This window comes from Oceanospirillum sanctuarii (assembly GCF_002150805.1).
GTDB classification, from domain to species: domain Bacteria; phylum Pseudomonadota; class Gammaproteobacteria; order Pseudomonadales; family Halomonadaceae; genus Oceanospirillum; species Oceanospirillum sanctuarii.
In genome coordinates, this window is sequence record NZ_MTBA01000007.1 from 130,759 (window position 1) to 144,970 (window position 14,212).

Sequence of the window (14,212 nt, forward strand, 5' to 3'; positions counted from 1 at the left end):
GCCACATGACAGGAAAGGAAAACGGGGCGAATAAGCCCCGTTTTTGCATCATAGGAGAAGCCGCTTTAATCAGATCGAATAGCTGATGCTGTGCTCTGCTTTATGGCGTTTACGCAGTTCGGCAAAGTCTTTGATCGGAATTGGTTTGCTCAGCAGATAGCCCTGATAGCGATCGCACTTGAGATCAGCCAGAGCATGCAGCTGCTTTTTGGTCTCTACACCCTCGGCTAGCACTTTCAGTCCCAGAGCCTGCCCCATCGCCGTGATGGCAGCCACAATCTCAAAGTCATCCTGATTCTGGTCAATCTCATCGATAAAGCTCTTATCAATTTTCAGCAGATCCAGCGGTAGTTGCTTCAGCTGTGTGAAGGAGGAGTAGCCGGTACCAAAATCGTCCATCGCCAGTTTGATGCCGATATCTTTCAGTTGCTGGAGCAGTTTCAGAGGCTGCTCCGGATTGCCCATCAGACTGCTTTCGGTCAGTTCCAGTTCCAGCTGCTGCGGCGGGAAGCCGGTTTCCAGCAGAATACGGGTGATATGGACATAAAGCTCCGGATTACGCAGTTGTACTGCTGACAGGTTCACTGCCAGTTGAATAGGCTCAAAACCTTCATCCAGCCAGGCTTTACCCTGACGACAGGTTTGCTCCAGTACTTTAAGGCCGATCTCGTGAATCAGACCGTTCTCTTCACACTGAGGAATAAAGTCATTGGGTGGAATCATGCCATCGGTCGGATGGTTCCAGCGTACCAGAGCTTCGGCCCCGATAATTTCCTGGCTCAGAATATCCACCTGGGGTTGGAAATAAACTTCCAGCTCATCCTGCAATAACGCCTGGTGCATACGGGTTTCCAGCTCCAGACGATTACGGGCGTTTTGCGTCAGCTCATCGGAGAAAAAGCGCAGTCGGGAACGACCTTCGTTTTTCGCCTGAAACAGTGCCGCATCGGCATGCTGCAGCAGGGTATCCGCATCCAGACCGTTCTGAGGAGCCAGACTCACCCCCATACTGGCACCCAGCTTCACGGTGCGGTTATCGGATAGTTTCCACGGCTGACTGATACGACGAATCAGATTGTTGGCGATGCGGATCAGCTCATCCGTGTCCGAAAGGTGATCAAACAGCAGAGCAAACTCATCGCCACCCAGACGACAGATGGTATCCGCTTCCGGTACATCCTGATCGAGCATGCTGGCGATATGGCGCAGCAGCTCGTCGCCGCTACTGTGGCCGTAACTGTCGTTTACGTTTTTAAAGCGATCCAGCCCGATCACAATCAGAGCCACCTGATGTTTCTCTTTCGGTAGCTGGCGAATGGCGTGATCGGTACGCATCATCAGGTTCTTGCGGTTGGCAAGGCCGGTGAGGGGGTCGTGATAATCCAGAAACATCAGCCGGCTTTCGGATTCACGTTGTTCGGAAAGATCGGCAAAAACCCCGACATAGTGATTGATATCGCCGTTATGATCCCTGACCACACTGATGTTCAGCAGCTCCGGATAGGTACTGCCATCGGCGCGGCGGCTGATCAGTTCACCCTGCCAGTGGCCATAGGTGCGGATGTTGTGCCACATCGCTTTATAGAAACGGCGATCCTGTTCACCGGACTGAAGAATAGCCGGTGAACGACCCAGAACCTCTTCTTCCGAGTAACCTGTCATATTGCAGAAGGCTTTATTAACCCGCTGGATCTTACGCTGAGCACTGACCACCATAACGGCTTCATTGGTGTTCTCAAAAACCGCTGCAGCCTGTTTCAGGCGCAGTTCATTCTGTTTGCGCTGGGTAATATCTTTCAGGTGAATAAAGAGACGGCCACCACGGTGGGGCCAGAAGGAGGCTTTAACCTCAACATCGATGATGCTGCCATCCTTACAGCGGTGGCGGCTTTCGAACAGATCTTTACCGTTACGGAAGACGTTGCCGATATGTGCTTTAACCTGAACCTCATTTTCGTTGCAGTCCAGATCATGGATGCCCAGTTCAAGGATCTCTTCCTCGGTATAACCGACCATCTCACAGTAGGCTTTATTCACTTCCAGAATCTTGCCTTCGGTGTCGATAATCCAGAAACCATCCATTGAGGTTTCGATAACGCTGCGGTAGGTTTCTTCCCGCTCTTTCAGGTTCTCTTCAATGCGCAGACGTTCGGAAATATCCCGGGCAGAGGCGACAAAGTAATCATCATCTCCCAGACGAACCAGAGTGGTATTGATCTCGACCGGCAGGGTGCCACCCTGTTTGATTTTGTGTTCAGTATGGAAGAAGAGAGATGGTCGTTGCTTCATCTGCTCTTTCATCATGTCTGCAGTGATATGCACCGCATAGGTAGATATATCTGTCAGCTGCTTGCCGATCAGCTCTTCCCGGCTGAAGCCGGTTTGGCGGCAAGCCTGTTTATTGACATCCACCACGCTCAGATCGACTGCAGACAGAATATAGATACCGTCCCGGACCTGATCCATCAGGGTGGTCAGCAGGTCATTCTGATCCGCCTTTTCCAGCTGGTCTTTCAGAGAGCTGAAAGCCGCCTCTCTGTTCTGCAGTTCCGCTTCCAGATAATCCACATAGCTCATCTGAATTGCACGGCTGATATCGTGATGGGTGATGATGCCGCAAACTTTTTTCTCGGTATCGGAGACGATAAAACGGCGAACCTGGTGGTGTTCCATACGTTGCAGGGCGGTCAGGATCAGGCAGTCGCTGTCGATACTCAGAACCGGTGTGTGCATCACATCGTATAGCGGGAGGTGTGCCAGATTGTGACGTTCCAGAGCCAGCTGAACCAGATCCCGTTCGCTGAGAATACCGACAGCTTTGCCTTCATCGGTCACTACAATGGAGCTGATATGGGCTTTATCCATCTCGGATAAAGCCTGCTGCAGAGTGTCTTTAGGGCTCAGGGTAACAACCTGTCGACTCATCACCTGACTGACTTTCAGGTTGATCGCCACCGGCAGGTGCAGAAAGTGATCGGTAAAGTCTTTATTACACACCACGCCCACAATCAGGCCATCGGCATTGGTCACCACCAGATGACTGACCTGACGATCATTCATCAGAATAAAGGCGTCGTTACGGTGCATCGCTTCATCAACCACTACCGCCTCCCGGGCGAACTGACTGATCGGGCCGGTAAGTTGCTGGTGATTGAGAGCAAGCTGATGGAGCAGGTCGTGTTCGGTGAATATTGCGGCAGGTTTCTGATCTTCGGAGGTGATAACGATACAGCTGCACTTTTCCTGCTGCATCAGCTGGAGGACGGCTGCAATCTCTTTTTCCGGTGGAACCGTAATCAGCTGAGGCGATAACATCTGGCTGATTTTTAGTGATTCCATGATGGCTCCTCGTTGGATCAGAGGCTGCTGCATTTCTGACAGCAGCCCTACAGGCAACTTATCGGCGAAAATGCCATTTCCTGCAAGTGCTAAGTTGGTAAAGCACAGAGTTTGTAAGGGCCTGGTCTTTAAAGTACTGGGTCTTTAAATGTACTGCCTCTATTTAAAGTCTGGCTCTTTAAATTAAAGTTCTGGCCCTGCGGCTTGATGCAGAGGTTAACATTTATTATTTATGTATCAAAATGTAACTGCTGCCCTTTTGAGTCAGATCATTAACTGCTAAATCAGTAAGTTATGAATGATGCTGCTCATACGTTATTCAGGCTTTAGTTGGGTGTTATGAAGAGCAGCTCAGACAAATGCCTGCGCTCCACTCTGGAGCCGGGCCCGCATATTGTGGAAGCTTTGGATGATACTCGAATGGCCGCTGCAACAGAGTGAGCAGCTCGTTAACGCGACTCATATCCCCCTGATGAGCAAGCTCTATCGCTTCCTGTGCCATATAGTTTCTCAACAGATAAACCGGGTTCACCCTCTGCATATTGGTCAGTCGCTTCTCTTCCGTCAGATCCCCTGATGCCATCCGCTGATGATATTGCTTCAGCCAAAGCTCAAAGGCTGCAGGGTAGGTGCAGATACCTGCCAGTTTATGCTGTTGCTCGCTGACCGGTGTTTCGCTCAATAAGCGGAAGAAGAGGGTGATATCGGTTTTCTGGACTTCTAACAGTCGCCAAAGATCTTCGATCAGCTGACGGTCAGTTTCAGCGGTTTTGTCTGGGTTGGTATTGTCTGAACTGGTTTGATCGGATTCCAACCCCAGTCGCTGGCGCATCAGTGTCAGATATTCCTGCTGATAGATTCCAGTGAAGTGCACCAGTTCTTCTTCTAACAGGCTTTGCGCTGTTTTGGCATCATCGGATACCAGTGGCATAAAACACTGCGCCAGGCAGTAAAGATTCCACAGCATCGCATCCGGCTGTTTTTTGAAGGCATAGCGTCCCTGATGATCAGAGTGATTACTGACCTGATCTGCCTTGTAGCTGTCCATAAACTGGAAGGGGCCGTAGTCGAAGGTCTCACCGATAATCGACATGTTGTCGGTATTCATCACTCCATGGACAAAACCGTAAGCCTGCCAGCGGGCAACCAGTCCGGCACTACGATGAATGACCTCCCGGATCAGTGCCAGCGGCGGGTTATCGGTTTCGCTAAGCGTCGGGTAGTAACGCTCAATCACGTAGTGGGTCAGCTTGTTCAGATCATCGTGCTGGCGGCTGTGGTAGAGGTATTCAAAATGGCCAAAGCGGATATGACAGGGGGTGACCCGCAAAAGGGTAGCACAGGGTTCGGGAAAGTTTTCCCGCAGCACGGTATCGGTTGAACCAATAATGCAGAGCGCTTCTGTGGTCGGGATACCAAGACCCGCCATAGCGGCACTGGCCAGATATTCCCGGATACTGGATCGTAATACAGCTCGCCCATCACCAAAGCGGGAATAAGCGGTTTTACCCGCGCCTTTCAGATAGAGATCCCGAAGGATACCGTCAGGCCCTAAATGTTCACCCAGTAAAAGCCCGCGACCATCTCCCAATTGCGGGTTGTAGGTACCGAACTGATGGCCGGTGTACTTCATCGCTAACGGATCACTACCGGTAAAGAGTCTCTGGCCGCTGGCAAACTCTGCTAATTCCTGACGGTCAATCAAGTCAGGATTCAGCCCCAGTTTTTGGGCAACATCAGCATTCATACTGACCAGATAAGGATCATTCAACGGAGCAGGGGGGATAAGCTGGAAATGTTGTTCCGGCAGCAGCTGGTAGTGGCGGGTCAGTTGCAGAGCCTTCAGGCGGAGATTTCCGGTGGTCAAAGCGCAGCTCTCTTATTGCGGCGGAATGAATTTATATCATAGTGTTTTGGTCGGGATTGTCTATCAGTAGTCTCAATGGCTTTGGCAGAGGCGTAGGCAGAGGTAGTTAATTGGAAAGGTCGCCTCAGTTAAAAAATACCTCGCAAGGCCTATACCGGTTGCTTGGTTTTTAGGCCTATAATCTCAGCCTTAAATTTTGCCGCACTGCATCATAGACCGCTGTTTAGCCTGTCTTACAGACATCCGATTCAGGGTGCGCGCAATCGGCGGTCGTGGCTGCAGATGATAATAAGATAACAATCAAGAAGGCCCCCGATGACCGAACTGCTGCATACCGTCCTGCTGGCGCTGGCTTTTTTAGCGCTGTTAGGTGTTGTTTTTGAAGAAGTAATCCATATCAACAAAGCCAAGGTGACCCTGTTTCTGGGGACTGTCTCCTGGCTTTTGATGTTTATCTTTCCTGAAAGTGAAGCGGGTCTTGTCCGCATCGAAGAAGGCTTGTCTGAGAGTATCTCTGAGATCGCCGAGCTTTGGTTGTTTCTGGTAGCGGCGATGACCTTCGTTGCCTATCTGAACAAGAAAGGCCTGATTCAGAACCTGATCTACCTCTTTCTTCCCTCACGCATCTCCGAGAAGATGCTGCTGGTGCTGACCGGCCTGTTCTGTTTTGTTTTCTCTTCGATTGCCGACAACATCACCGCAACGCTGGTGTCTGCGGCGCTGATTCTGTCTCTGAATCTGGAAGCCAAAAAGACCCTGCGTTTTGCGGCTCTGGTGGTGTTTGCGGTGAACTCCGGTGGTGTGGCGCTGATTACCGGTGACGTAACTACTCTGATGATCTTCCTCTCTGGTCATGTCGGCGTACTGCAGCTGCTGTACCTGTCGCTGCCAGCACTGATCGGTGTTGTTGCTCTGACCCTGATGCTCTCCTTTGGCCTGAAAGGGGATGTAGTGATCGAGAAGAAGATCACGCCGATTCGTCGGGTGGATCTGATCATCGCTGTGGTGTTCCTGAGCACCATTCTGCTGACCATCGCCTTTAACGCCCTGTTCCATATTCCGCCGATGCTGACCTTCCTGGCGGGTATGTCTCTGATGTTTCTGGTGGCGCGTTTCTTCGATGATGATAACGAAGATCCCATCATGGATTACATTCGGGTGATTGAGTTTGAAACCCTGCTCTTCTTCCTCGGTATCCTGCTGTTGGTGGGTATGCTGAAAGAGATCGGTGTGCTGGAAAGTCTGGTGAGTCTCTACGAGATGATGCCGCCACTGCTGGCTAACTATCTGATGGGTGTTCTTTCCGCCGGTATTGATAACGTACCTCTGACTGCAGCGGTACTGAAAGCGGGTATCGAGATGAGCACGCAGGAGTGGATGGGCCTGACTTACGCCGTAGGTGTGGGTGGTTCCCTGCTGGTGATCGGTTCAGCTGCCGGTATTGTGATGATGAGCAAAATCGGTGCCCTGACTTTTGGCCGTTATGTGCGTTTTATTCTGCCGTTGCTGATCGCCTACACCATAGGTTATGCCGGTGCCTGGGTACTGGGACACTGGATGTTCTGATCCCTGTTTAACGACCCCGGAAAGGCCAGCATTGCTGGCCTTTTTGTTGTCCGCCTTTCCCGTTAACTTTCTGTCATACTTGGATTATTCCGAGTCCTTATTTACTCGTCATAACCTATTCATTGAATGACAGGAGCCACCCGTGTCTTCCATCGCCCGTCTTTCTCTTTCCCGCTCTCTGAGCTTCTCGTTCCGGCTGAATCTGCAGGCACGTATGCTGATTCTGCTGGGTGGCTTTGCTCTCCTGCTGACACTGGCGATGGGGGCTGTGTCCCTCAACTTTATCGCCAGCACGCTGGAAACTCAGATGGGTCAGCAGGCGCTGGATGTTGCCAGGGCCGTTGCCCGTTTGCCGCAGATACGGGAAGGACTGCAGGAGGAAGACAGCCGGAAAATTCAGCCCCTGGTGGAAGAGATACGCTCGGCTATCGGTGCGCGTTTTATCGTGGTCGGTGATGAAAACGGGGTTCGCTATGCCCACCCGATACCGGATCGGATCGGTAAAAAGATGGTCGGTGGCGACAACGCACGGGCCCTTGAACTAGGTGAGGAGTATGTCTCTACCGCTATCGGCAGTTTGGGGCCATCGGTGCGCGGCAAAGTACCTGTTTTCTCAGAAGGCCGAGATGGTGATCAGGAGGTGATTGGCATTATCTCCGTGGGCTACATGCTTAATCAGGTTGATCAGGTGGTGGGGCATTATCAGACCGGCATCTGGTGGTTTTCGGCGGCCACGGTACTGGTGAGCCTTTTTATCGCCAAGCTGATCAGTGATTATTTCAAACGGGCGATTTTTGGCTTTGAGCCGGAAGAGATCGCCCGTCTTTATCAGGAACGAAATGCTACTCTGCAATCGGTCAGGGAAGGGGTTATCGCCATTAACCCCAAAGGGGATATCACCACCTTTAACGAGGCTGCACTGAACATCTTCGGGCTGAATCCCAATGAGAGTATGCATGGGCGCAATATTCGAGATTTGCAGACCAACGGCGATCTTTTGCAGGTGATGCAGACCGGGAAACCGATTCTAGATAAAGAGGATATTATCGGTGGCCAGCGGGTGGTGGTAAACCGTATTCCTCTGTTCCAGAGTGGTGTGGGGCATGAGTCGAAAAAAGTGATTGGAGCGGTATCCAGTTTCCGTCTGAAAGATGAGCTGGATCGTATGACCGATCAGCTGAACCGTATGCAGATCTACGCCGATACCCTGAGAAGTCAGGCTCACGAATACTCCAATAAACTGCACACGATTGCTGGTCTGATTCAGATTGGAGCAACCGATCAGGCGATTGAAGTGATCGGGCAGGAAACCCGTGATCACCAGACCCTGCTGCACTTCTTGCTAAGTGCGGTGCCTGATCCTGTGCTCTCCGGTTGTATTCTGGGTAAATACAACCGCGCCCGTGAACTGGGGCTGACCCTTGAGATTGACCCCGAAAGTCAGATGCAGGATCTGCCGGATGATCTGCCAAGGGAGTTACTGGTAACTATTCTGGCTAACCTGTTAGATAACGCTATGGATGCCTCATTAGCTGCAGGTAATGCCAAGCATATTCGCTTGTCGATGACAGATCTGGGGAATGACCTGATCTTCGAAGTAGAAGATGAAGGGCAGGGTGTTGATCCGGCGCAGACCGAAGCGTTGTTTGCAAAAGGGGTCAGCAGCAAATCGGGGCAGAATCATGGCTACGGCTTGTATCTGGTGGCTCAGGCTCTGAATCGTCTCCATGGCGAGATCGCTCTGGAACCTGTTGAACCTAAGGGTACCCGGGCAGTGGTTTATATTCCTAAAGAAGCGGTTAAAACAGAAGCTTAGGGCGGTACAGGGTATAATCGGAACGCATACAGGCACTCATTGCCAATCAATCAAGCAACCAACGAAACGAATAACGAAATCAATAACCAGATCAATAAACAGACCAATAACCAAGCCAATAAAAAGAGTGCGCCTTACCTGATCTGCACCTGATCAACATGGGTCAGACGGGGTCAAAGGCAGTACAGACAAAAAAAGGTTACCGAGACGTATGACACAGGTTTTGCCATCGGCAGACGTACCCGTAAACGACACGCCGTTTCGCATTGTGATTGCGGAAGATGATCGTCGCATTGCAGAGATTCAGCAGCGTTTTATCGAGAAGATTCCCGGTTTTGTGGTTGAGGGTATCGCGCTGACATTAGATGAAGCGCGGGATCTGACCGAGATTCTGCAGCCGGATCTGATTCTGTTAGACATCCACTTTCCGGAAGGCACGGGTCTGGAACTGCTGCAGGAATTGCGCGGACGCAATCAGGCTACGGATGTGATACTGGTTACTGCCGCTAAAGAAGCCTCTACGTTGCAGGCGGCGCTTCGTGGCGGCGTGTTTGATTATATCCTCAAGCCACTGGTGTTTGATCGCTTACAGGCGGCATTGCAGAACTACAGTCGCCATCGCCAGCAGTTAGAAGCTCTGGTGCAGCAGGAGTCTCATCTGGCGCAACAGGATGTGGATCAGCTGTTACCGCGCAGTGAGATGGGGCATACCGCCGAAGCGGATTCAGACGTTGAAAATACCGATCGGAGCCAAAGCCCTGCCGTCCCTAAAAATCTGCCTAAAGGGATTGATGCGCTGACGCTGGATAAGATCACCGCAGCTTTTAACTCTGAGCTGAGCGAAGCGGTAAATGCTGAAACGCTGGGACAGATGGTTGGTGTAAGCCGAACTACCGCACGACGTTATCTGGAATATCTGGTGAGTTGTGAGGTGCTGCAGGCGGATATCAGTTACGGTACGGTTGGCCGACCTGAGCGTCGCTATCGGTTGAAATAACAATCGATAATCTTTTTTGGGGCACGAAAAAAACGGGTGCTTAAAACAAAAAAAGCCGGTATTCCCCTATAGGATACCGGCTAAAAAGTGAGCACGAATGCTCGACCCATTCCGAATGTGTACCCACCCGATGAGAGATCCGTTCAGGTGGGCAACGATGTTTTAGATTCTCTGTGTGACAAAAGTTCCTGAGCTTTTGTAAAACATCATCAAATTAGTGTCGGTTTTCTTCTTTCTTTGTACTTTCTTTCTGTCAGGACGACCCGATGAGGTTAACGTCCTGACTTTTCTCTGTTTTTGATCCAATCAGGCGGTTTCGCCGTTGCTGTTTTCGCTGTCAGCCTGACCTGCCTTCTGTGCAGCCTTAGAGCGTTTCTTCTGCAGCAGGCTCTGAACAATCGGTGCCGCCAGAACCAGGACGGTAATGCAGACAATCACCAGCGTAATCGGACGCTCCCACAGGAAGGAGAGGCTGCCGTCAGAGATCATCAGAGCGCGACGCAGGTTGTTCTCCATCAGACCGCCCAGCACAAAGCCCAGCAGCAGCGGTGCCATCGGGAAGTTCAGCATGCGCAGGCCAATCGCTGCGATACAGAACGCCACCATCATGTAGATATCAAAGGTGTTGAAGGACACCAGATACACACCGGTAATCGCGAAGAAGAGAATCATCGGCACCAGCACGGTACGTGGAATCATCAGCAGCTTAGAGATGTACGGGATCAGCGGCAGGTTCAGGATCAGCAGTACGATGTTGCCGATGTACATGGACACAATCACTGACCAGAACACGTCCGGATTGTCGATCATCATGCGAGGGCCCGGCTGAATACCGTAAGCGATCAGAGCGCCCAGCATGATGGCAGTAGTACCGGAACCCGGAATACCCAGTGTCAGCAGAGGTACAAAAGAACCGGATGATGACGCGTTGTTAGCCGCTTCAGGGGCAACCAGACCGCGCAGAGAACCAAAACCAAACTTTAGCTTCTCTTTCGCACTGGCCAGATTACGTTCCATACCGTAAGCCAGGAAGGCGGCGATGGTCGCACCGGCACCCGGCAGAACACCCACAATAAAGCCCAGAACCGAAGAGCGCAGAGCCGTTGGTGCAACCTCTTTCACTTCTTCTTTGGTTACCGCCATGCTGCCAATCTGGCTGGAGTCGGTTTCGTTTTCTTCCTCTTTCAGGTGATCACGCTTCAGTACGGCCATCACCACTTCTGCCAGAGCAAAGGTGGCCATCGCCAGCAGCAGGAAGCTGATACCGTCCATCAGGTCGATATTGCCGAAGGTGAAGCGTTCAACACCGGTTGAGCGGTCGGTACCTACGGTTGAGATCATCAGACCCAGAACCGTCATCAAAAGTGCTTTAAGTACCTGACCTTTGCCAGAAAAGGCCGCAACAGCGGTCAGGCCAAGAACCATCAGAGCAAAGTAATCTGCTGACTGAAAGCTCAGGGACACGCTGGCCAGAGCCGGTGCTGCGACTAAAAGGAACACGGCAGAAATAGTACCGCCGGTGAATGATGCATAAGCCGCCAGAGCCAGTGCTTTACCCGCCTGACCTTTCTGAGCCAGCGGGTAACCGTCAAAAGCGGTTACAACGGTACTGGAACAACCCGGTGCGTTGATCAGGATCGAAGAGGTTGATCCGCCAAAAATTGCACCGTAGTAAACACCCGCCATCAGAATGATGCCTGAGGAAGGTTCCAGACCATAAGTAATAGGAATCATCAGGGCGATGGCCGAAATAGGACCAAGACCCGGTAACATGCCGATAAAGGTTCCGACAAAACAGCCAATGAAAACCATCAGCAGATTCATGGGCATTACGGCGGTGCCCAGACCCGTTAAGATACCGTCTAACATGAGCTTATCCTCCGAAACCCAGAGCCGCGAACAGTTGGCCTGGTGCCAGATAGATATCCAGCAGTTGTGTCAGTGCAAACCAAAAAGCAAGAACAAAAGGCAAAGACGCACCAAACAGCACCTTCTTACGGCGCTCACCCAGTACCCAGAAGCCTGCAAACAGGAAGAAGGTGGTGGAGATCACAAAGCCCATCCACTTAAGACCCATGGCGTAGATCACCATGATCGCCAGTAGCTTGATCACAGTTGACCAGTCGTAGCCTAAAGCAGGTTGCAGCTGTGGCAGATCCAGACCTTGCTGTTGTGCTTTTTCCTGTTTCTTTTGTTGCTGCTCTCGCAGCGCGCTGATAACCAGTGATAGAGACAGCACCGTACCCAGAACAGACAGAACATAAGGAAGGGTACGGGCTGTAAACGGTTCATATTCATCGCCGGGGAAGTAAGGAATCATCTGTGCAGATAATCCATAGCCGATCGACAGCGCCAGAAAAATCAGGCCGCCGATCAGATCCTTATTCAGGCTTAAAGATGGTTTGCTTGTACCTGAAGCAGGTTGTGTAGGTGTCTGATGGTTAGACATGACGAACTCCAGCCGAAGACGAAAGCCCCCGGAAAAGATATTGAATTCAGTTCAGATAGTACTCACCTGAGCAGCCCTAAATGGGAGAAGGGGACAGGTGTTATGTTGAATTTGATAGCGTTGTCTGAGCAAACTTGCTGACTGAGAACCGGTGGTGACCGTAACCTCAGGCTCGGTTACCACCGGTATGCACTCTCAGATTCAGAGTTGACTCAGAGTGATCCTGACTTACTTCAGGAAGCCCAGTTCACGCATCAGGCTGCCAACCTGCTCTTCCTGTGCTTCCAGGAAGGTCACAAACTCAGTGGTTGGCTTGTAGTCATTTACCCAACCGTTACGGGAGCGTACGGTTTCCCAGGCTTCAGTGTCGTACATAGCGCCCAGTACTTTCGCCATCTGATCACGCTTCTCGTCGCTCATACCCGGAGCACCGAAGAAACCACGCCAGTTAGCAAATACGGTGTTGTTACCCATCTCTTTCAGAGTCGGTACGTTTGGCGCATCAGGAGTACGTTTTGGTGCAGTGGTTGCCAGAATACGAACCTGACCGGCTTTCGCCATTTCCAGTGCTTCACCCAGACCGGTAGACAGCAGATCCGCTTCACCGGACAGCAGGCCAGCCATCGCTTTACCGCCTGCATCGTATGCGATGTAGCGCAGAGAGCGTGGGTCAAAACCTTCTTCTTTAATCGCTGCAGCAGGAACCAGGTGATCCATGCTGCCACGGGTAGAACCACCGGCAAATTTCACCTGACGTGGGTTTTTGCGGTAATCCGCTACAACCTGATCCCAATGGGTGTATGGGCTGTCGTTACGTACCACCAGAGCACCGTAGTCGGCGATGGTGCCGGCAACCGGAGTCAGATCACGGAAAGACTGAGGGAATACACCCGTCAGAGAACGGATAACGATAGGTGTTGAGTTCACCATCAGAGTATCTTTTTGCTGTTCAGCAGTTTCGATCAGGTAAGCAATTGCTTTACCGCCGCCACCGCCGGACAGGTTCTGGAAAGAAACCTTGTTCACCAGCCCGGATTTTTTCAGCGCTTCACCGGTACCACGTGCAGTACCGTCCCAGCCACCACCAGCGCCACCAGGCACCAGAAAGTGAATGCTTTCTACCTGAGCCTGAGCTGCATTAACGGATAACGGAAGGGAGATCGCACCTGTGAAAGCAACGGCTGCAGCCATTTTTAACAGAGTACGGCGAGTGAACGAGTGTGTGGTTTTCATGATAGTGACCTCGTTGATTATTGTTATCGGGGTTCTTTTTTGGTTGTTACCGGTGGTGCTGTCCACCGGCGATCTTGTTCAGATCTGTTCATGGCAAGTTGAACATGTGTTGAACCTTAGTTAACGAGGTGAAAAAGCAGAAGTTTATGAACTTAAAGGCTTTTTATTTCTTAAAGGGCATTTTGTTCATAAAAACCACGGTAGATTAAAAGCCTGTAAAAGAGGTGTTCGGTATGGGATCTGTCTTCAAAAAGTGCAATGCTGATCAATACTTAGCGCTCAGTTTCCTAGTCGGCACTGTGTCAGCCCGTTATAATGATCAGCAATAGCGCTTTAATTGCGGCTTTAACGACCAGAACCCAATCTAGAGATCACCGAACCGGTCCAAGCGACTTATCGAGGCTTTTATGGAACCCCTTTTTGTACCTGACAGCGATCAGGTCAAACGCTGGTTAAACGAAGGTTCAACCACCAACTACATCTGTGAGCATTGCGACGGTTTGCATCTGACCGATCTGCAACAGTTGGATGGTGTTCTGGACAGCCGGATTTTTGTGGAATCGGATCATCTGGTACTGACCACAGAAGTGGAGCTGAGACCCACGGCACTGCTGCCCCTGACCATCGAAATGGGGCGCATCAATATGGCTTTCCCACACCTAAAGGTGTTTGTGGAGGTCTCTGATGAAGCCCTGCCGAAACTTGTGATGATGGATACTCTGCACACTCGGGCGGGCGTGTCTTTCAGTCAGTTCCGTCACTTCCTGCTGAATGTGATGGAATACACCCGCCAGCTGGTGAGTGACTGTCAGAACATGGGCGTGATTACCTATCCGGAAGGCCCTGAGGGTGACGACAGCGAGAGTGAAGGCGAATATCTGCACTGATTGTCTGTATCAGCAAAATCCCGCTCATAAAAACTACCCGGTCAGCAATATTCTGCTG

The 14,212-nt window shown here is 51.3% G+C and carries 9 protein-coding genes; 4 read left to right on the plus strand and 5 right to left on the minus strand.

All coding sequences use genetic code 11. The features are described 5' to 3' along the window. Window positions 1-69 precede the first annotated feature (69 nt). Complete coding sequence (locus tag BV405_RS13710) at window positions 70-3,339, minus strand: EAL domain-containing protein (RefSeq protein ID WP_176330166.1); 3,270 nt, start codon at window positions 3,337-3,339, stop codon at window positions 70-72. 337 nt (window positions 3,340-3,676) lie between these two features. Next, window positions 3,677-5,206, minus strand: a complete 1,530-nt coding sequence (locus BV405_RS13715) for a protein adenylyltransferase SelO (protein ID WP_245832334.1) — start codon at window positions 5,204-5,206, stop codon at window positions 3,677-3,679. 315 nt (window positions 5,207-5,521) lie between these two features. On the opposite strand from BV405_RS13715, the gene nhaD reads away from it, so the two are divergent. The 3 genes from nhaD (at window position 5,522) to BV405_RS13730 (ending at window position 9,585) form a co-directional block, all read left to right on the plus strand. Further along, complete coding sequence (nhaD, locus tag BV405_RS13720) at window positions 5,522-6,772, plus strand: sodium:proton antiporter NhaD (RefSeq protein WP_086481451.1); 1,251 nt, start codon at window positions 5,522-5,524, stop codon at window positions 6,770-6,772. A gap of 142 nt (window positions 6,773-6,914) precedes the next feature. Further along, window positions 6,915-8,588, plus strand: a complete 1,674-nt coding sequence (locus tag BV405_RS13725; RefSeq protein ID WP_245832335.1) for an ATP-binding protein — start codon at window positions 6,915-6,917, stop codon at window positions 8,586-8,588. Between the two features lie 211 nt (window positions 8,589-8,799). Then, window positions 8,800-9,585, plus strand: coding sequence for a response regulator (locus BV405_RS13730; RefSeq protein ID WP_086481452.1), 786 nt, complete (start codon window positions 8,800-8,802; stop codon window positions 9,583-9,585). 306 nt (window positions 9,586-9,891) lie between these two features. Here the strand turns inward: BV405_RS13730 and BV405_RS13735 are convergent, their stop codons facing one another. The 3 genes from BV405_RS13735 to BV405_RS13745 form a co-directional block, all read right to left on the minus strand. Next, complete coding sequence (locus BV405_RS13735) at window positions 9,892-11,454, minus strand: tripartite tricarboxylate transporter permease (RefSeq protein WP_086481453.1); 1,563 nt, start codon at window positions 11,452-11,454, stop codon at window positions 9,892-9,894. A gap of 4 nt (window positions 11,455-11,458) precedes the next feature. After that, the gene (locus tag BV405_RS13740) at window positions 11,459-12,034 is read right to left on the minus strand and encodes a tripartite tricarboxylate transporter TctB family protein (RefSeq protein ID WP_086481454.1); all 576 of its coding nucleotides are present in this window, start codon (window positions 12,032-12,034) and stop codon (window positions 11,459-11,461) included. 228 nt (window positions 12,035-12,262) lie between these two features. Next, window positions 12,263-13,267: a Bug family tripartite tricarboxylate transporter substrate binding protein gene (locus tag BV405_RS13745; RefSeq protein ID WP_425435139.1), complete on the minus strand. Its 1,005-nt coding sequence runs from the start codon at window positions 13,265-13,267 to the stop codon at window positions 12,263-12,265. A 407-nt stretch (window positions 13,268-13,674) separates the two neighbouring features. Here BV405_RS13745 and BV405_RS13750 point away from each other — a divergent pair, with 407 nt between their 5' ends. Continuing rightward, entirely contained in the window at window positions 13,675-14,154 is a 480-nt protein-coding gene (locus BV405_RS13750; protein WP_086481455.1) for a YbjN domain-containing protein, read from the plus strand. Window positions 14,155-14,212: the final 58 nt, after the last annotated feature.